Source organism: Thalassospira sp. ABL2_045 (genome assembly GCF_056161285.1).
Genome location: NZ_JBSWYV010000003.1, coordinates 140,706 through 159,300 on the forward strand (window position 1 = coordinate 140,706; position 18,595 = coordinate 159,300).

An 18,595-nucleotide genomic window follows, 5' to 3' on the forward strand; every position below is an offset into this window, starting at 1 on the left:
CAATTTGCGCAATTTGATCTGAAAAACAGCCACACACTATAATATATGTGTGCAGACCTCAGGTTACTGACGACACAGCATAATGACCGCCTTCGGGCGCAAGAACCGGACACGAAAAACGTAATGAATCTTGTCATCGTCGAATCCCCGGCCAAAGCCAAGACGATCAACAAATACCTCGGTGACGATTATAAGGTGCTGGCCTCGTTTGGTCATATCCGCGATCTGCCGTCCAAGGATGGCTCGGTCGATACCGACAACGACTTTTCGATGGTCTGGGAAACAGATGGCCGCTCGGAAAAGCAGATTCGCGAAATCGCATCGGCAGCGCGGGATTCTGACACCATCTACCTCGCGACTGACCCGGATCGCGAAGGAGAAGCCATTTCCTGGCATATTCTTGAAGTTCTCGAGCAGAAAAAACTGCTCCGCGGGCGCGATGTCCATCGCGTCGTGTTCCACGAGATCACCAAGAAAGCCGTCACCGACGCCATCGCCAATCCGCGAGAACTCAATCAGGAACTGGTTGATGCTTATCTGGCGCGTCGCGCCCTTGATTATCTGGTTGGCTTTAACCTGTCGCCGGTTCTGTGGCGCAAGCTGCCCGGTTCGCGGTCAGCCGGTCGTGTTCAGTCCGTTGCGCTACGCCTGATCTGCGAACGCGAGATCGAGATCGAGGCCTTTAAGCCCGACGAATACTGGTCGCTTGAAGCTGGCTTTGCCGTGCCGGAAGGCAAGTTTTCAGCGCGCCTGACCCATCTTAATGGTGAGAAGCTCGATAAACTTGCGCTTGGCGATGAAAACGCCGCCAAAATTGCCAAGGAAAAGGTCGAAAGCCGCAGCTACGCCGTTTCCAAGGTCGAGCGCAAAGACGTCAAACGCCGTCCGCAGCCGCCTTTCACCACCTCAACCTTGCAGCAGGAAGCATCGCGTAAGCTTGGCTTTGGCGCAAAACGCACCATGCAGCTTGCTCAGCGCCTGTATGAAGGTGTCGATATCGGTGGCGAGACTGTCGGTCTGATCACGTATATGCGTACTGACGCGGTTATTCTGTCACAAGAAGCGCTTGCGGCTGCCCGCCGCCTGATTGGCAAGGATTATGGTGACGAGTACCTTCCGGCCAATGCGCGCAACTTTGCCAATAAAGCCAAGAACGCACAGGAAGCCCACGAAGCGGTCCGCCCGACCGATCTGTTCCGCCGCCCGGAACAGGTTTCGCGGCATCTCGATAAGGATCAGCTAGCCCTTTACACGCTGATCTGGAAACGCACCGTGGCCTGTCAGATGGAAGATGCCCGCTTTGATCAGGTGGCTGTCGACCTGTCATCGAATGACAACCATGTTGTCCTGCGTGCCAACGGTTCTGTGGTTAAATTTGATGGCTTCCTGAAGCTTTATCAGGAAGGCAAGGATGACGAGTCTGACGATGAAAAAGACCGTCGTCTGCCGCCGCTGAAAGAAGGTCAGAAACCCGACCTTGGCAAGGTCAGCATTGATCAGCACTTCACCCAGCCCCCGCCCCGCTATACCGAGGCGAGCCTGGTCAAGAAGATGGAAGAGCTCGGCATTGGTCGCCCGTCGACCTACGCATCGATCATCTCTGTCCTGCAGGATCGAAACTATGTGCTTTTGGAACGGCGTCGTTTCGTTGCACAGGACCGTGGCCGTCTGGTGACCGCCTTCCTGTCGAAGTTCTTTGAACGCTATGTGCAGTACAACTTCACAGCCGACCTTGAAAACCAGCTTGATGAAATCTCTATGGGCAAGCTGGAATGGAAAGACGTTCTCAAGGATTTCTGGAAGTCGTTCAAAGGCAATGTCGACGAAGCCAAGGAACTTAAGATCACCGACGTTCTTGATGCGCTTCAGGTGATGCTGGAAAACTATCTTTTCCCGCCGCGCGAAGACGGGACTGATCCGCATAAATGCCCGAAATGCGATGATGGTCAACTCAGCCTCAAGCTCGGCAAGTTTGGCGCCTTCCTTGGCTGTTCGAACTATCCGGACTGTAACTATACCCGTCCGCTGGTCGCCAATGAAAACGGTGCAGATTCCGAACTTGATGCCGGACCGAAGGTTTTGGGTGTCGATAAGGAAACCGGCAAGGAAATTACCCTGCGCAAAGGGCCGTACGGGGTGTATGTCCAGCTTGGCGAAGAAGAGGAAGTCGAAGGCAAGAACGGCAAACCCAAAAAGGTCAAGCCAAAGCGGACCTCCCTGCCCAAGGGTCTGGAGCCCTCCGTTGTCGACCTGACCAAGGCCGAAGAACTTCTGACCCTGCCGCGCACTGTCGGGATTTTCCCGGAAACCGGCGAGGAAATGAAAGCCAATATCGGCCGTTTCGGTCCCTATGTTCAGGCCGGCAGCATCTTTGCATCCCTTAAGGCCGATGACGATGTTCTGACCATTGGTGAAAACCGGGCCATTACCCTGATCGCGGACAAGCGCGAAAAGGCTGGCAAAGAAATCGGCAAGCATCCGGATGACGGCGAACCGATCTTTGTCGCCATCGGCCGCTGGGGACCGTTCGTCAAGCACAAGAAAACCATCGCCAATATCCGCGATGTAGAGCGTGACGACATCACGCTTGAAATGGCGATCAAGGCCATCAAGGACAAGGAAGCCAAGTCGGGCAAAACATCCAAAGCCACGACAAAGAAAACGGCGACCAAGAAGACAACGGCGAAAAAAGCGCCAGCCAAAAAGAAACCTGCTGCCAAGAAAACCGCAGCGAAAAAGACAACCACGAAAAAGGCGGCGGCGAATTAATCGCCGCCTTCCTTTTCTCTGGAATACCTATGAAAGGACGCCGCACCGTTGGCGAACGATACTGAAGACAAAAAACACTTCCCGACCAAGGAAGAGATTATCGAATTCATCGATATGAGCCCGACACCAGTCGGCAAGCGGGAGATTGCGCGCGCCTTTAACATCAAGGGCGCAGCCAAGATCGAACTTAAAAAGATCCTGAAAGAACTGAAAATCGGCGGCGATGTCGTCAAGGGACGCCGGCGTTTTGACAAACCAGACCGCCTGCCCCCGGTTGAAGTTCTTGAAATCACCGGGATTGATGATGACGGCGAAGTTCTGGCCAAGCCAAATGTCTGGAAGCACGACTATGACCCGCCGCTGATCGTGGTAAAGTCGATCCGCCGAGGTGGCCCGAGTGCGCCGGGCATTGGTGACAAGATTCTGGCCAAGCTGCGCTATACCGGCAAGCATACCTATGAAGCCAGCATCATGCGGGTCCTTGGAAGCGGACCACAGCGCGTCTTGGGACTTTATCGCCCCAATGAGCGCGAAGGTCGCGTTGTGCCCACAGATCGCAAGGAAAGCGGCGAGATCGCCGTCCCGCTGGATGATCACCCTGATCTTGAAAGCGGCGCGCTGGTTCTGACCGAAATCCTGCCGGGCAAGCATTTCGGTCTGCGCAAGGGCCGCATTACCGAGGTCCTTGGGAATATCAACGAGCCGAAATCGATCAGCCTGGTGTCGATCCACGCACGCGGCATTCCGTTTGAATTCCCGCCGGAAGTCGAACTTCAGGCGCGTGAATCGAAGGCAACGCCGCTCGGCAAGCGCACCGATCTGCGTGATATCCCGCTGGTCACCATTGATGGCGCGGATGCGCGCGACTTTGACGATGCCGTCTGGGCCGAAGTCGATCCGGATCGGGAGAATGAAGGCGGCTGGCACATCATGGTCGCTATTGCCGATGTGTCCTGGTATGTGCGCCCGGGCGATGCGCTCGATCGTGAGGCGGTCAAACGCGGCAACAGCTGCTATTTCCCGGATCGCGTGGTACCGATGTTGCCGTTTGAACTGTCAAACGGCTGGTGTTCGCTGGTTCCGCACGAGGATCGCGGCTGTATGGCCGTTGAAATGTGGCTTGATAAGCATGGCCACAAACTGCGCCACAAATTCTGCCGCGGGATGATGCGCTCTGCCGCACGCCTGACCTATGATCAGGTCCAGCGCGCCATGGACGGCCAACCCGATGACACCACCGGGCCACTGGTCGATACCATTATCAAGCCGCTTTACGGCGCGTTTAACGCCTTCCTCGAAGCGCGAAAGAAGCGCGGAGTTCTTGAGCTTGACGTGCCAGAACGCAAGATCGAGCTCAATGATCAGGGGCAAATCATCGCCATTGCGCCCCGCGCGCGCTTTGACAGTCACAAGCTGATCGAAGAATTCATGATCGCCGCCAACGTTTGTGCAGCCGAGGAACTGGAACGCATCAAGCAGCCCTGCATGTATCGTATCCACGATGCACCGAGCGAGGAAAAGCTTGAAGCCCTACATGAATTCCTTGAAGGCGCGGGTTACAAGCTCAACAAGGCATCGGTTCTGCGTCCGCGTGACTTCAACCGAATCCTTGAACTGGCCAAGGACACGCCAGAGGCCGAACTGATCAACACGGTCGTGTTGCGCAGTCAGTCTCAGGCGATGTATAGCCCCGACAATATCGGGCACTTTGGGCTTGCGCTTAAGAAATATGCCCACTTCACCTCCCCGATCCGGCGCTATGCCGACCTTTTGGTCCATCGCGCCCTGATCGCGGGGCTCAAACTTGGCGATGGTGGCCTCACGCCCGAAGAAGGCGAACGGTTCGAACAGATTGGTGAAGATATCTCTGGCACCGAACGCCGCGCGGCCATGGCCGAACGCGACGCGGTTGACCGGTATGTCGCGGCCTATATGTCCGATAAGGTGGGTGCGGAATTCCCCGGCAAGATTTCTGGCGTGACGCATTTCGGCCTTTTCATATCGCTGAACGAAACCGGTGCGGATGGTCTGGTGCCGATTTCCACCCTGCCCGATGATTACTATGTGCATGATGCCGCAAGTCATGCATTGGTCGGGCAGAACCGCGGCAAGAAGTTCCAGTTGGGTGATTCCGTTGTGGTGCGCATCGCTGATGCCGATGCAGCGACCGGCTCTTTGGCCCTTCGCCTGGCTGAACATGCCGAGATTACCGAACGCGACCTGATCGAACGTCCACGCGGGCGTCGCGGATCAGGAAAACGGCGTGGTAGCCCGGGCGATCGCAGCCACCGTCATGGCAACAAACCGGGTTTTCGATCCGGTCCACGCGATGGCAAGGGTGCTAGCGGCAATTCCGCAACCAAATCAAAAGGCAAAGGTGCGAAGGCTGGTGGCAAGAAAAAGACCACGCCGAAAAAGCAGCGCAAGCTGGTGGCATCAAACCGGGCGTCGCGCAATGCAGCCAAGCCCGGTTCCAAACCGGAATAGTTCGTCCGGTTCGCAATCAAACATCAAAAAAAGGCGGTCCGTTCGGGCCGCCTTTTGCTTTTACGTCCGAGTGAACTGAGCAGTCCTCAAAGCATGGTTTCAACAAACTTTGAAAGTTGCTCTGACGTCTGTTTGCCCCGGTTGCTGATAATGGCGACATTATCTGGCAAGCCTTCCAGATCAGGATGCGACGCCTCGAAACTTGTCAGCAGGCCCAGTTTCTTGTCTTCCAGTGTCTTCATGGCCGCCAAAGCCCGGATCAACTCAATGCCGCTTAACCCGTCAAGGACTGCGGCCGTAATCACCGCATCTGGACGCGACTGTACGACGGTCTGAAACGCCTCGACAGCTGATCTGGCGGTGATGGTCCGAAAACCTTTCTCACGCAGCTCACGCTGCAGGAAATGGCCCTGCACGGCCGTTGCTGTCACCAGAAGGACTTCCTTGTCCTGGGCGACGGCAACGTCGGATGCCTCGTCTTTTTCATCAGCCTTGGCACTCCGGGCCGGCAAGGAGCGCAGGATGCGGGTTTCTTCCTCGGCCTGCGGATTGGTGCCACTTTCGATGATTTCCCGAATCCAGCTGGTGAAATCAACCAGTGAGGCTGCTTCAAGGTCGTCAATCTCGGTCAGATCGGCGATATAATCCTCAAGCCGGTGGGCAATTGCCCCGACCAGCGGGAACCCGAAGGAGCCCGCAAGACCTTTTACGGTGTGGGCTTCGCGGCGAAGTTCTGCGATACCGGGTTCGGCCGCGTCCATCCCCCCGGCAACGCGATCAATCGTTGTTTCAATGCGATCAATGCGTTCAAGTGTGTCCTCAATGAAATCCTGTTTCAGACCGGCAACGACTGCGTCCGCATTTCCCATTGGGCACTCCTTTGGCAACTGCCCGATCAAGCAAACGTGACTTCAAATGCGCCCATAAGGCGAATAACACGGGGCGATTTTACTTGCTTGCGCGACCGAACATCATGATGATGGCTCACCGTCTCAATGCCCGTTTTCGTCACCCGGATCAAGTGCGCGCTGAGATGTGACAGGAGTAAATTTTGACCATGAGTGCCCCACACGATCTTTCCCCCGACACAAACGATACGACCCAAAATCAAAGTGGCAGCCGTCTTATGACCGGGCTTCGCCGCGGGTTTCGCCGCAAATGTCCAAATTGCGGCCATGGCTTTGCCTTCGGTGGATATTTGAAGCTGCGCCCGGAATGCGATGTCTGCAGCCACCCGATCGGGGAATATCGCTGTGACGATGCCCCGCCCTATTTCACGATCTTTCTGGTCGGGCATATCGTGGTCCCCGGCGCACTGGCCGTCGAACAGAATTTCAGCCCGTCGCTTGCCTTGCAGCTTTCAATCTGGCTTCCGGCGACGGTTGCATTATGTCTTGGTTTCCTGCCCTTTATCAAAGGTGCTGTGCTTGGCACACAATGGGCCATGCGCATCAAAGGATAGCCATTGCCCAAACGCCAATTTTTCCATTAGAATGCGTAGGTTATCTAACCTGAATTAAACGGATTGTTTAGTTGGCCGCACTGGGTATTTCGCAGAACACACATGACATCACCGACATCAGGTCGCAGGCGTTGAAACGCATCTGCGCGGCAGTCGGGGTTTCGCTTTTTCTAACCGCCTGCGCAAGCTCGGACCGTGTTGGTGTAAGTTCCCCGGACGATCCGCAAACCCGTGAATTGATTTCCCAAACCATTGAGCTGGTTGCCACGCGCTATATCGACCCGATCAGCCGCGAACAGATTTTGGTCAACTCACTTGATGGGCTATCCACGATTGACGACGCCATTCGTGTCGACATCACGCCGTCTGACCTGGTGCTGCAATATGATGCCCGTACGGTGGACCGTATTGCCCTGCCCGCGATGTCGGGCGATGCCAATGATCACGATAACCTGCAAGTTTGGTCCGAAATCACACTTCATGGTCTGGCCAGCTACCGCGCGCATTCTGCCAAACTGCGCAATACACCGACCAAAGACGTCGAGTCTGCGCTGATCAGTGGTGCGATCCGCAATCTTGATCGCTATAGCCGGTATGAAGGCCCGGAGCGCGCCGAAAACGCGCGCAATCGTCGTGATGGCTATATCGGGATCGGGGTCCGGGTTGTTGGCGGCACGGGCTATCCCATCGTCAAACTTGTCCATCCTGAAAGTCCAGCGTCCCGTGCGGGACTTAATCCCGGGGATCAGATCCTGACCGTCGACGGGCGGGATATGTATGGCAAGGCCAGCCGTTACACCGCCGACCTTTTGCATGGCGAAGAAGGAAGTTCTGTTCTGATCGAGGTGAATGCCGCCAATAGCGCCGCCATTACCCCGATGGAAATCCTGCGCGAACGCGTGATTGACCGCACCGTTTTTGCCGAAATTCGCGCCAATGTCCTGATTGCGCGACTCAGCAGCTTTAATTCCGCGACCGCCTCTACCCTTGCCGACAACATCATGAAGGCCAAACTTTATGACGGCGGCCTTCAAGGCGTTGTTCTTGATTTGCGCGGCAACCGTGGTGGCCTGTTGCAGCAAGGTGTGGCTGTTGCCGACCTGTTTCTGGCGGACGGCCCGATTGGCAAGACGTTTTCGCGTGTGACCGCCGCGCGCCATACTTTCAATGCCGAAACCAACGACCTGACGGACGGGGTGCCGCTTGTCGTCCTGATTGACGGGCGTACAGCGTCCTCTGCCGAACTGGTGGCCGCAGCTCTGCAGGACCGTCACCGTGCCGTCCTGATCGGCTCTACAAGCTTTGGCAAGGGATCTGTTCAGGCGATCAATGACCTGCCAAACCATGGTACGCTAACCTTCACCTGGTCACGCATGACAGCGCCATCGGGCTACACCTTTGACAGAATCGGTCTTTTTCCGGCCATCTGCACGCAAGCTGATGGTGGCAGCACCGCAACACATCAGGTGACTGATGCCCTGTCACAGCGTGACAAAATCGCTTCTGTCATGATGAAATGGCGCAATCTTGATTATCAGGATGAAAAATCCCGCCGCGAACTGCGTGATGTCTGTCCGGCCAATTCAAATGGTGCCACATTTGACATCGACGTCGCCCTGGAACTGCTGAAAAATCATCGTGAATACAAGAATCTGGCCTATGCCGGACAAGAGGAAATCGCCGATACATTTGCCAGCCAATAAAATTGCATTCTTTTTTGCCAAAATGGCTTGACACTCAGGCGATAACCTTTATGTTCCGCCGCCTGAGATACACCTGAACACAGGATGCAGAGACATGGCGAAGCCCGCTTCGATCCTCGTAAAGTTGGTAAGCACCGCAGACACCGGTTACTTCTATGTTGTTAAGAAGAACCCGCGGAATACCACCGAGAAATTCCAGTTTCGCAAGTACGACCCGGTCGTGCGTAAGCACGTCGTGTTCAAAGAAGCGAAAATGAAGTAATTCTGTTTTTCGGAACAGATTGCAAAGATCAAAAAAGACGTGTCCTTCGGGACACGTCTTTTTTGTTTCTACTCAGCTCTAGGCAAAACCGAGGCACCAAGGATATCAGCCAAAACGCCTATACCCGGCAGCTGCCAGCAACAGCCAGCCCCCGATAAACGAAAACCCGCCAATCGGTGCAACCGCGCCAAGCCCCGTCATGCCAGTAAAGGCGATGGCATACAAAGATCCGCAGAAGAACAAGATGCCGACAAGCATCGCATAGGCCGCGATGCGCAGGAACTTCTCATCAGGCACATGATGCACAAGGCCTGCAATGGCAGCCAAGGCAACAGCATGGATCAACTGATAATGCGCGCCCTTTTCGACAAGGCCGCGCGCATAGTCCATATCACTGCCCGCCATACCGTGGGCGGCAAACGCACCCAACGCGACGGCCATTGCCCCATTCAGTCCGGCCATAACCACAGATACACGCATTACAGGCTCCCTGTCTTAAACTAAGCAATTATTTCGCTTACCTTAGACAGGCCCGTGAAGCCGCGCCATGCGAAAACGCAAAAAAAATGGCCGTACAAATAAATGTACGGCCAGTAACTCTCTTGGGGGAGATGTGCCGGAACATCGAAATGTCCGCCACACCGATATAGATACCTGCCAAGTGCCCTATTCTCTGTGACAGTCATCACATAAAGGCAAAAAAATCATACAAATATAAGCTAGTGGATAGACTCGCTGAGGAATTCTTCCAGTCTGCGCACATCAGGCACAAACAACCCGCTATCAACTTTCTCCACCAGATTACGACGGGCCAACGTTCCCATGACGCGTGCCACTGTCTCGCGCGATGTACTGACCCGACCGGCGACTTCGGAATGTACCGGCACCGGCGAGAGAAGAGCACTGCCCTTGTCGTCACAAACATTGCCGGCACGGCGCAAAATCTCTGCCACCACGCGTTCGTTGGCGCCGAGCGTACTGACATCGACAATCCGTCGTGTCGAGTTGCGCACGATCCTCGCCAACTCCCCGATCACGTTCCAGGCGACGGATGGATGGCTTTTGACAACTTTTTCGAAATTGGCCGGGCTCAGAATACCGACATTGGTATCGTCCACGGCGATCACACAGGCCGAACGCGGCTCCCCATCAATGGCAGAAAGCTGCCCGACACAGCCGCCAGCGCCAATTTCTTCAAGCGTGATCTCACGCCCGGAAAGCGAATAATTGACGATCCGAACGCGCCCCGAAAGGATCAGATACACATCAGAACTGTCTGACTCCGGCTCGATAATTTGCGCCCCGGCCGAAAATGTCTTTCGGTTAACGTGACGTTCGACATCTGATATCGCGCTCTCATCGAGATCCGCGAAAATGCCGACCACAGATAATTTAACCATATCCCCCAAGCTTTTCACTACGGTGTTGTTCTTATCTGGACGCCAGATTTATGGCGCCCCCTCACGTCTTTTGCTGTCCCGAGCGCAATCATAAGCAATCAACTTCAGACTGACAATCATTGCCAAACCAAAGTTGTATCCCCACTTGTGATTAGACAGAAATATGCTGCATGTGCGAACATAATGGATATCTGATCAGTCAAGGCGTCTATTTGCATTCATCCCGTAGCGCGAGGAGACAGGCCATGAGTCCCGAATTGGAGATTTTCCGCCGCAGCCCAACCGGCAAACCCAAAAGCAAACATCCATTGGTGTTCGTCCATGGGGCTTATACCGGGGCGTGGTGCTGGAACGAACATTTCCTGACCTGGTTTGCCGATCGCGGATTTGAAACCGTCGCCTTCTCGTTACGCGGCCATGGCGGAAGTGGTGGGCGCGAGTTGCGCAGCCTTGCTTCCATTGATGATTACGTCGAAGACCTTGAAGAGGTCGTCGAGACCCTTGGCAAGAAGCCCGTGCTGATTGGCCATTCGATGGGCGGCTATATCGTTCAGAAGTATCTTGAACGCCATAGTGCCGAGGCCGCTGTCCTTATGGCGTCTGTCCCACCAGAAGGCCTGATTGCCAGTAACGCCATGATGGCAATGGCCCAGCCTGACCTTTATTTCCAGATGTTCTGGCTGCAGGCCATTGGGCCGCACACCATGCTGCGTGAACGGCTTGGACGCGCAATGCTGTCACCTGACATCGCAGAAGACGAAGGCATGATCTATTTCGGGCGCCTTGAAACCGAAAGCCAGCGCGCAATCGCCGACATGATGGGGGCCAACCCGATTTTCCTGTCGAAGGAAGACGTGCCTTCCATGCTGGTGATGGGTGCGCGATATGACGAAATCATACAAAGTGAGCTGATCCATCACACAGCCAAGCGTTATGGCGCGGACTATGCCCTGATCGAGGATATCCACCACGCCATGATGCTCGATAAAAACTGGGAAAAAGTCGCTGAAACCATGCTGGAATGGCTGCAGGTCAAGCTCGTCAGTCAGCAGCGCAGCAAGGGCAACAAGACAGCTGCCTGAGGCAAACAACACCTGATTTTTACTGCACATTTGCACCCGCATCTGCCACGATGCGGGTGTTATTTTTATACCCCCTCAGGTAAACCAAGAGGTCAGGAACATGCCCCACAACGCTTCCGTCTCTGTCACATTGATCAAGTCTGTGGTCGCGGCGGGTCTTTTATCGGCCTGCCTGATTGAGGGCGCTGTTGCCCAGCAAACAACGGACGCCATTGCGCCCGAGGCAAGCACAAGCGACGTATCCAATCAGACCCGCGTCTCAATTACGGCCAATGACTGGATGATCAGTGCAGCCAACCCGCTTGCGGTCGAAGCAGGCGCCAGTATCTTGCGGTCCGGTGGCAACGCCATCGATGCCATGGTCGCCATTCAGACCATGCTCGGCCTTGTGGAGCCGCAATCTTCCGGACTTGGCGGTGGTGCCTTTCTGGTTTACTTCGATGCGAGAAGCGGAACGCTGACTACCCTTGATGGGCGTGAAACCGCGCCACTGAACGCGACACCAACACTGTTCCAGGACGAAAATGGTGAACCGCTTAAATTCTATGACGCTGTTGTTGGCGGCAGATCGGTGGGTACGCCGGGCACCCCTGCCCTGATGAAAGCCGCACACGAAAAATGGGGTCAAATGCCCTGGAAGACCTTGTTTGATCCGGCAATCAATACCGCCACCAACGGCTTTGAGGTCTCGCCACGTCTTGCCACACTCATCGCCAATGATCAGGAAAAGCTGTCCCGCGATCCTGAAGCGAGGGGATATTTCTTTGATACCGATGGCGCACCCCTGACGGCGGGCACACTGCTTCAAAACCCGAAATACGCCAAGACGCTGCAAGATATTGCGACCAACGGGACGGTGAATTTCTATCAGGGACAAATTGCCCAGGATATTGTCGAGAAGGTCAAGGGAGCCGACTGGAACCCCGGCGTACTGTCACTTGCCGATTTCGCCAACTACCAGGTCAAGGAACGCCAACCTGTCTGCGTCGAATATCGTGGTCTTGATGTATGCGGCATGGGTCCCCCCTCGTCCGGGGCGCTGACCGTGGGGCAAATACTTGGTCTATTGGCCCCCTACGACATTGCGACCATGGGACCGGATTCCGCGAAAAGCTGGCGGTTGATTGGCGATGCATCCCGGCTGGCTTTTGCCGATCGCGGGCGTTACATGGCCGATATCGACTTCGTTCCGATGCCACTCAACGGGTTGCTCGACAAGTCCTATCTGGCGGAGCGATCAAGGCTGATTGATCGTGAAACAGCCCTCGAAACGGTCGAACCGGGCACGCCAAGCTTTAGTCACACCATGCGACAGGCAGATGACGAAGCCATTGAACTCCCCAGCACCAGCCATTTCTCGATTGTTGATATCTATGGCAATGCGGTTTCGATGACCACCACCATTGAAAACGGGTTTGGCTCCCGTCTTATGGTCAATGGTTTTATGCTCAACAACGAGCTGACCGATTTCTCATTTCGCACCCATTCAGACGGCGTACCGATCGCCAATGCCCTGGCACCCGGCAAACGACCACGTTCATCCATGGCGCCGACCATCGTCATAAAAAACGGCAAACCCGTGATCATCACCGGATCACCGGGTGGATCACGCATCATCGGGTATGTGGCGCAATCACTGATCGGTATGATTGATTGGAACATGTCCCCGCAAAACGCCATTGACATGCCCCATCTGGTCAACCGGTTCGGCACCTTTGACCTTGAGGCCGGAACAGAGGCCGAAAACCTTGCGCCAGCCCTTGAAGACATGGGTTTCAAAACCAGCATTCGTGACCTTAACTCCGGCATTCACGCCATCATGGTCACGGAGGACGGCCTGATTGGCGGAGCAGATTCACGCCGCGAAGGCATCGTTGTTGGTCAGTAAGGATCAGAGATCGCCAAAAGAAAAACGGGCAGCTCCATCTCGGTGCTGCCCGTTCGTTTACTGAACCGCTATCAGTCGGCCTATACCCAGTCTGCCAACAGGCGATAAAGATCCTTGTGATCGGATGCAATATGATGAGCGCCAGCATCGCGCAAATATTCAGCCGGCGTAATATCAACAAGACCAACGGTCGTCGCCCCCGCTGCAACACCTGCCCGCACGCCATTCTGGCTGTCATCAACAACGATACAGTCGCTGATATCCAAACCCAGCCTTTCCGCAGCCAACAGGAACACATCCGGATGGGGTTTGGCGTTGGCCACATCATGGGCGGAGCATATCCGACCTTCAAAACGGTCCTTCAGCCCGACCTTGCCAAGTGATACTTCCATTTTGGCATGCGGTCCGTTGCTGCCGATCGCCATGGGAATGTCATTCGCCTCAAGCAGATCCAGCACCGGCTCAAGGTGCGGGAAAGGTGCAAGGTCATTGCGAAACGCGACAAATGTGCGCTCATAACACTCAGATAGCCAGTCGTCGGGCAAGGTGATCCCGAACATCTTTTCCATTTTGGGCGGTACCATTGCCAGTGTGCCGCCAATGAAAAGATCATGAGTCTTGTCCATGTTCATGTCGCAGCCATAATCACAAAGCTGCTCTGTCAGCACACGACAGGCCAGCGTTTCGGTATCAACCAAAACGCCGTCACAATCAAAAATCACGCCCCGAACGACAGGCTTTTCCATGGATAAATCCCTTATCAGCCGGCCAATTCGGTCCAGCGTCCTTCATCATATGCGACCGTGCGGGTCGATCCGAAATCGACCACCGGGCGTTTGATCACGGTTGGGTTGGCGGCAAGCACTGAGGCCGCAGCGGCGCCGCCCTTTTCCAGTGTCGCCTTGTCATCGTCGCTCAGGTTGCGATAGCTCGGCCCGCGCTTGTTGATCAGAACCTTGCCGCCGACCTCATCAAGCCAACCTTCGATGGTTTTGGCATCAATCCCGTCGACCCGGAAATCATGGAGCTTATTTTCGATGCCCTTGGCGTCGAACCATTTCAGGGTTTTGCGGACAGTGTCGCAGTTCTTGATGCCGTAAATCGTAACCATATCAAATCCTGTGCTTTAAAATCTTCGGGATGCAGCAATGCATCGCGCAATCGGTTTTGACCCTAAATCCCGGAACCTATATAAAGACCGCGCTTGGAATACAGCAACCCTCTTCACCCCGCTTTGATGAAAACGGTAGGAAAATGACTGTTAATCGGCGTATTTCCGTCGCCCCGATGATGGATTGGACGGATCGGCATGATCGCTATTTTCTTCGGCAGATCAGTCGTCATACGTTGCTTTATACCGAAATGGTCACAACCGGCGCCATCCTGCATGGCGGGGTTGACCGGCATTTGCGCTATAACGATGCCGAACATCCGATTGCGCTTCAGCTTGGCGGCAGCGATCCGGATGATCTGGCGCGTGCGTGTGAGATCGCCAATCAATATGCCTATGACGAAATCAATCTGAATTGCGGCTGCCCGTCTGATCGCGTTCAGAACGGGGCATTTGGCGCCTGCCTGATGGCGACACCCGATATTGTTGCGACTTGCGTAAAATCGATGATTGCCGCCAGTGACGCACCGGTCACGGTCAAAAACCGTATTGGTATTGATGATCAGGAAGATTACCCGTCGCTTAAACGCTTTACCGAAACGGTTGCCGAGGCTGGCTGTAAAACCTTTATCGTTCATGCCCGCAAGGCGTGGCTAAAGGGCCTGTCACCCAAGGAAAACCGTGAAGTGCCGCCGCTCAAGTATGAACTCGTCTATCAGCTGAAACAGGAATTCCCCGAACTGGAAATCCTGATCAATGGCGGCATCAAGACGCTTGATGAAACCGAAGAACACCTCAAACAGGTCGATGGTGTCATGATCGGGCGTGAAGCCTATCAGAACCCCTATGTTCTGGCCGATGTCGACCGCCGGTTTTACGGCGATGATGCCAAGGCAAAAACCCGCCATCAGGTGGTCGAGGCCATGCTGCCCTATATCGAAGAACACCTGAAAGAAGAACATGGCACCATTGGCCACGTGACCCGCCATATGCTGGGCCTGTTCCAACAGATGCGCGGTGCCAAACAATGGCGCCGCTACCTCAGCGAGAATGCCCATCGCAAAGGCGCTGGCACCGAAGTCGTGCGCGAGGCCCTGGCACTTGTCCCCGAACAGGATGACGAGGTCCTGTCTGCATGACCGCCAAGGATGTCACCAAGGCACCAGACGGTGATAAACCAAGGCCTGCTGGTGAAATAGCCTGGCGCGATGGCGATGTGCCCTACTCCCCGCACTTTGGTGACATCTATTTCAATCCCAAGGATGGGCTTGCCGAAACACATTATGTGTTTGTCGAAGGCAATAACTTGCCAAAAGCCTGGCAGACCCGCGAAAACTTCGCGATTGGGGAAACCGGTTTCGGCACAGGTCTGAACTTCCTTGCAGCCTGGCAGTGTTGGGAAAGTGACGAAAACCGCTCAGAGCGCCTGCATTTCGTTTCGGTCGAAAAATACCCACTATCTCGCGATGACATGATCCGTGCACATCAAAGCTGGCCGGAACTCTCGCACTATTCCGCACAGCTTGCCGATGTCTGGCCGCATGAAACCATGTTGCCCGGTGTGCATCGGTTTTCGCTGGCAGATGGTGCGATCAGCCTCACCCTTTTGATTGGGGATGCGATTGAATGCTGGTCCGGCTATGACGGCCAAATCGATTGCTGGTTTCTTGATGGCTTTGCCCCGTCCCGCAATCCCGACATGTGGCATCCCGATCTGTTTGCGGCACTTGCGAACGCATCCAATCCGGATGGCGCAAGCCTTGCGACCTTTACTGCCGCCCGCATTGCCCGGGACGGACTGGAAAGTGCGGGCTTTGAGATCAGCAAACGCAAGGGGTTTGGCTATAAACGTGACATGATCACAGCAAACCTTCCCACGCCTGCAAATGCCAAAGGCACCCCGGATGCGTTCGAGAGTGCCGAAGATCCATGGTTCAATTTGCCGCTAGTCCAAAACGCAAAATCTGTCGCCATCATTGGTGGCGGCCTTGCCGGAGCGGCCTGTGCCAATGCCCTGAAGGCCCGCGGCTGTACGGTCACGCTGTTTGAAAAGGCCGATCAACTGGCCAATGCCGCATCGGGCAACCCGATCGGGATGCTCGAACCCTATCTGACCGTTGATGAGGCGATCATGGGCCGGTTCTATGAGGCCGGTTATCGCTTCAGCCATCGCATAATCAAACGGCTTTCCGATCAGGGAATGGTCGAAGCCGATTTTTGCGGCGTGATTGATCTTGCGACCAGTCCGCGCAAACGCGAACGGCTCGATGGTCTGATCGCGCGGCTTGGTGATAAACCCGACCTTGTCGAGGCGCTTGATGCGGTTCAGGCGTCTGAACGATTTGGCCTGCCCTTGCCGTATGGTGGTGTTTTTTATCCCTCTGCCGGATGGGTCAATCCGCCCTCGGTCGTGCGCAGTCTTGCAGATGGCATTGATGTGCACCTATCGACAACAATCACAAGCATCAACAACGCCGATCAGGGCAAATGCCTGACCGATCAGAATGGCTCGGAATATGGCCCGTTTGATGCGGTCATAATTGCAGGTGCATTGGAAACCCGACTGCTTGATCAGACCCGATGGCTTGAATGTCACCTCAACCCGGTTCGCGGGCAGATCACATTTATGCCAGAAGGCATCGTGTTCGATGTAGCAGGAAGCGGTGCGATCAAATGCGTCCTGAGCCACAAGGGCTATGTCACACCGGCACGCAATGGCCTGCACGTCTTTGGCGCCACGTTCGGGCGTGACGATGCCATGACCGACCTCCGCAATGCCGATCACGCGTTTAACATCGCCCAGCTTGGCAAGGTGCTGCCCGACATTGCAGACAAACTCTCGCCAGACATGCTTGACGGGCGTGCATCCTTGCGCACAACAACGGCGGATCATTTGCCACTGATTGGTCCGGCACCGGATTTCGATGCCTACCTTACGGCCTATGGCGATATCGACAAGGGTAAAAAAGGTGCCCGATATGTCGATGCGCCCTACCACAAAGACGTGTATATCTGTACCGGCTTTGGGGCGCGCGGCTTGATCGGTGCCCCGCTTGCCGCCGAGATTCTTGCAAGTGAGATTTGCGATATGCCCCTGCCTCTGGAAAAAGCGCTGATGCATGCCATTCATCCGGCGCGTTTCATTATTCGTGGCCTTAAACGGCGGCAAATCACAGCATGAAAACACCAAGCGCCGCCGCATCCCCAACACCCACGCCGGACAAGGACTCTGATCGCATGAAAACAGCGACCATTCTGGCGCTGTTCTTTTCCGGGTTGTTCCTTATTCAAGGCGTGTTTCTACCCTACTGGCCGGTCTGGCTGAAATCACAAGGTCTGTCTGCGGCTGAAATCGGCATCCTGCTGTCACTGCCCAACTGGGTGCGTGTTTTTGCCGATCCATTGATTGCCCAACGCGCGGATCGCACCGGCAACCGCAAGACACCGATGCTATGGCTTGCCGGGATTTATGTGGTTTCAATCCTAGCCTTTCCGCTTTCAAGTGACTTCTGGTGGCTTGCGGGTCTGTCGGTCGTGATCGGCTTTACATTCTCGCCACTTTTGCCGCTTGGCACCACCATCACGGTCCATGAATGCAAGGCGCGTGAACTTGATTACGGCCGGGTCCGGCTTTGGGGGTCGCTTGCCTTTATCCTGGCGTCCTATGGGGCGGGTTGGGTTCTTGACGGCACCTCGACGGAATGGATCGTCTGGATGCTGTTTGTTGCCGGGATTGTCAATTTCGCCATCACAACCCGCATGCCCGATCCACAAACCGATCGTCCGTTGCGATCTGGATCGTCGCTGGTCTATCTGCTGCGCAAACCGGTTTTTCTGATCTATCTGGCTTGCATCGGCTTTGCGCAAGGGGCACATGGCACCTACTACGCCTTTGCGTCGGTCCATTGGGAATCGGTTGGTTTTTCCCATGAAATGATCGGTATTTTCTGGTCGATCGGTGTGATTGCGGAAATCGTTCTGTTTGCCGTTGCCGGGCGGTTTGTCCGTGGCCGCCATCCCGGCATTCTGTTTGCGCTGGGTACTGCTTCGGGGATTTTACGTTGGATTGTGCTGGGCACAAAAGACAATCTATGGTTGATTATCCTTGTTCAGCCCCTTCATGCCATGACATTCGGGATCACGCATTTGGCCGCCGTCAGTTTCATCGCCCGCGCCATACCATCACAACTGGCCACATCGGCGCAAAGCCTGATGGCGACGCTGTCGATGGGGGTGTTCCTTGGCACCAGTATCTGGATATCCGGGCCGCTTTACGATCTGTTCGGATCACAGGTTTACTACCTGATGGCCGCATTCTCGGCGATTGCCTTTTGCTTTGCCATCTGGCTAACCCGGAGCTGGCGTGGAGAGGATCAGACTTTTTGCGATTAAACAAACACATCTGCAAGAAACGACCGACCGCAATATTGA

The 18,595-nt window shown here is 55.1% G+C and carries 15 protein-coding genes; 10 read left to right on the forward strand and 5 right to left on the reverse strand.

What is annotated here, in order from left to right; translation table 11 throughout:
- Positions 1–123: 123 nt before the first annotated feature.
- Together topA and rnr are read left to right on the forward strand one after the other, a co-directional pair.
- Positions 124–2,769 carry a type I DNA topoisomerase gene (gene topA / locus ACXAIA_RS06650; RefSeq protein ID WP_475348646.1) on the forward strand — a complete coding sequence of 882 codons (2,646 nt, stop codon included), beginning with the start codon at positions 124–126 and terminating at the stop codon, positions 2,767–2,769.
- A 48-nt stretch (positions 2,770–2,817) separates the two neighbouring features.
- The gene (gene rnr / locus ACXAIA_RS06655) at positions 2,818–5,256 is read left to right on the forward strand and encodes a ribonuclease R (RefSeq protein ID WP_475348647.1); all 2,439 of its coding nucleotides are present in this window, start codon (positions 2,818–2,820) and stop codon (positions 5,254–5,256) included.
- Between the two features lie 86 nt (positions 5,257–5,342).
- Here rnr and ACXAIA_RS06660 read toward each other — a convergent pair whose 3' ends face one another.
- On the reverse strand, positions 5,343–6,125 hold the full coding sequence (locus ACXAIA_RS06660; RefSeq protein ID WP_475348648.1) for an Hpt domain-containing protein: 783 nt from the start codon (positions 6,123–6,125) through the stop codon (positions 5,343–5,345).
- Positions 6,126–6,313: 188 nt separating this feature from the next.
- Between ACXAIA_RS06660 and ACXAIA_RS06665 the strand changes: the two genes are divergently transcribed.
- From ACXAIA_RS06665 to rpmG, 3 genes are all read left to right on the forward strand, one after another.
- Positions 6,314–6,718 (forward strand): DUF983 domain-containing protein, encoded by a 405-nt coding sequence (locus ACXAIA_RS06665; RefSeq protein ID WP_475348649.1) that lies wholly within the window; start codon positions 6,314–6,316, stop codon positions 6,716–6,718.
- A gap of 71 nt (positions 6,719–6,789) precedes the next feature.
- Complete coding sequence (locus ACXAIA_RS06670) at positions 6,790–8,421, forward strand: S41 family peptidase (protein WP_475348650.1); 1,632 nt, start codon at positions 6,790–6,792, stop codon at positions 8,419–8,421.
- Positions 8,422–8,515: 94 nt separating this feature from the next.
- Positions 8,516–8,683, forward strand: coding sequence for a 50S ribosomal protein L33 (gene rpmG, locus ACXAIA_RS06675; protein WP_008890790.1), 168 nt, complete (start codon positions 8,516–8,518; stop codon positions 8,681–8,683).
- A gap of 105 nt (positions 8,684–8,788) precedes the next feature.
- Here the strand turns inward: rpmG and ACXAIA_RS06680 are convergent, their stop codons facing one another.
- Together ACXAIA_RS06680 and ACXAIA_RS06685 are read right to left on the reverse strand one after the other, a co-directional pair.
- On the reverse strand, positions 8,789–9,163 hold the full coding sequence (locus ACXAIA_RS06680) for a DUF423 domain-containing protein (protein ID WP_475348651.1): 375 nt from the start codon (positions 9,161–9,163) through the stop codon (positions 8,789–8,791).
- A gap of 239 nt (positions 9,164–9,402) precedes the next feature.
- On the reverse strand, positions 9,403–10,083 hold the full coding sequence (locus ACXAIA_RS06685) for a Crp/Fnr family transcriptional regulator (RefSeq protein ID WP_475348652.1): 681 nt from the start codon (positions 10,081–10,083) through the stop codon (positions 9,403–9,405).
- 245 nt (positions 10,084–10,328) lie between these two features.
- Here ACXAIA_RS06685 and ACXAIA_RS06690 point away from each other — a divergent pair, with 245 nt between their 5' ends.
- A complete protein-coding gene (locus ACXAIA_RS06690) occupies positions 10,329–11,165 on the forward strand; it encodes an alpha/beta hydrolase (RefSeq protein ID WP_475348653.1) in 837 nt (278 codons plus the stop codon).
- 100 nt (positions 11,166–11,265) lie between these two features.
- Entirely contained in the window at positions 11,266–13,053 is a 1,788-nt protein-coding gene (gene ggt / locus ACXAIA_RS06695; protein ID WP_475348654.1) for a gamma-glutamyltransferase, read from the forward strand.
- A gap of 80 nt (positions 13,054–13,133) precedes the next feature.
- Here ggt and ACXAIA_RS06700 read toward each other — a convergent pair whose 3' ends face one another.
- Together ACXAIA_RS06700 and ACXAIA_RS06705 are read right to left on the reverse strand one after the other, a co-directional pair.
- Positions 13,134–13,799 carry an HAD family hydrolase gene (locus tag ACXAIA_RS06700; protein ID WP_475348655.1) on the reverse strand — a complete coding sequence of 222 codons (666 nt, stop codon included), beginning with the start codon at positions 13,797–13,799 and terminating at the stop codon, positions 13,134–13,136.
- Between the two features lie 14 nt (positions 13,800–13,813).
- On the reverse strand, positions 13,814–14,164 hold the full coding sequence (locus tag ACXAIA_RS06705; RefSeq protein ID WP_475348656.1) for an ArsC/Spx/MgsR family protein: 351 nt from the start codon (positions 14,162–14,164) through the stop codon (positions 13,814–13,816).
- Positions 14,165–14,307: 143 nt separating this feature from the next.
- Here ACXAIA_RS06705 and dusA point away from each other — a divergent pair, with 143 nt between their 5' ends.
- The 3 genes from dusA to ACXAIA_RS06720 are packed head-to-tail and all read left to right on the forward strand — an operon-like array spanning position 14,308 to position 18,556.
- Entirely contained in the window at positions 14,308–15,303 is a 996-nt protein-coding gene (dusA, locus tag ACXAIA_RS06710) for a tRNA dihydrouridine(20/20a) synthase DusA (protein ID WP_475348657.1), read from the forward strand.
- Positions 15,300–17,345, forward strand: coding sequence for a bifunctional tRNA (5-methylaminomethyl-2-thiouridine)(34)-methyltransferase MnmC2/FAD-dependent 5-carboxymethylaminomethyl-2-thiouridine(34) oxidoreductase MnmC1 (gene mnmC / locus ACXAIA_RS06715; protein ID WP_475348658.1), 2,046 nt, complete (start codon positions 15,300–15,302; stop codon positions 17,343–17,345). The genes dusA and mnmC overlap by 4 nt, the downstream gene beginning before the upstream one ends.
- A complete protein-coding gene (locus ACXAIA_RS06720; RefSeq protein WP_475348659.1) occupies positions 17,342–18,556 on the forward strand; it encodes a 3-phenylpropionate MFS transporter in 1,215 nt (404 codons plus the stop codon). Before mnmC ends, ACXAIA_RS06720 begins: the two co-directional genes overlap by 4 nt.
- The last annotated feature ends 39 nt before the right edge of the window (positions 18,557–18,595 follow it).

Bases quoted from the DNA above. Each gene is read 5' to 3' on its own strand.
- topA (WP_475348646.1), top strand. From the start codon at position 124: ATGAATCTTGTCATCGTCGAATCCCCGGCCAAAGCCAAGACGATCAAC.
- ACXAIA_RS06660 (WP_475348648.1), bottom strand. From the start codon at position 6,125: ATGGGAAATGCGGACGCAGTCGTTGCCGGTCTGAAACAGGATTTCATT.
- ACXAIA_RS06665 (WP_475348649.1), top strand. From the start codon at position 6,314: ATGAGTGCCCCACACGATCTTTCCCCCGACACAAACGATACGACCCAA.
- rpmG (WP_008890790.1), top strand. From the start codon at position 8,516: ATGGCGAAGCCCGCTTCGATCCTCGTAAAGTTGGTAAGCACCGCAGAC.
- ACXAIA_RS06680 (WP_475348651.1), bottom strand. From the start codon at position 9,163: ATGCGTGTATCTGTGGTTATGGCCGGACTGAATGGGGCAATGGCCGTC.
- ACXAIA_RS06685 (WP_475348652.1), bottom strand. From the start codon at position 10,083: ATGGTTAAATTATCTGTGGTCGGCATTTTCGCGGATCTCGATGAGAGC.
- ACXAIA_RS06690 (WP_475348653.1), top strand. From the start codon at position 10,329: ATGAGTCCCGAATTGGAGATTTTCCGCCGCAGCCCAACCGGCAAACCC.
- ggt (WP_475348654.1), top strand. From the start codon at position 11,266: ATGCCCCACAACGCTTCCGTCTCTGTCACATTGATCAAGTCTGTGGTC.
- ACXAIA_RS06700 (WP_475348655.1), bottom strand. From the start codon at position 13,799: ATGGAAAAGCCTGTCGTTCGGGGCGTGATTTTTGATTGTGACGGCGTT.
- ACXAIA_RS06705 (WP_475348656.1), bottom strand. From the start codon at position 14,164: ATGGTTACGATTTACGGCATCAAGAACTGCGACACTGTCCGCAAAACC.
- dusA (WP_475348657.1), top strand. From the start codon at position 14,308: ATGACTGTTAATCGGCGTATTTCCGTCGCCCCGATGATGGATTGGACG.
- mnmC (WP_475348658.1), top strand. From the start codon at position 15,300: ATGACCGCCAAGGATGTCACCAAGGCACCAGACGGTGATAAACCAAGG.
- ACXAIA_RS06720 (WP_475348659.1), top strand. From the start codon at position 17,342: ATGAAAACACCAAGCGCCGCCGCATCCCCAACACCCACGCCGGACAAG.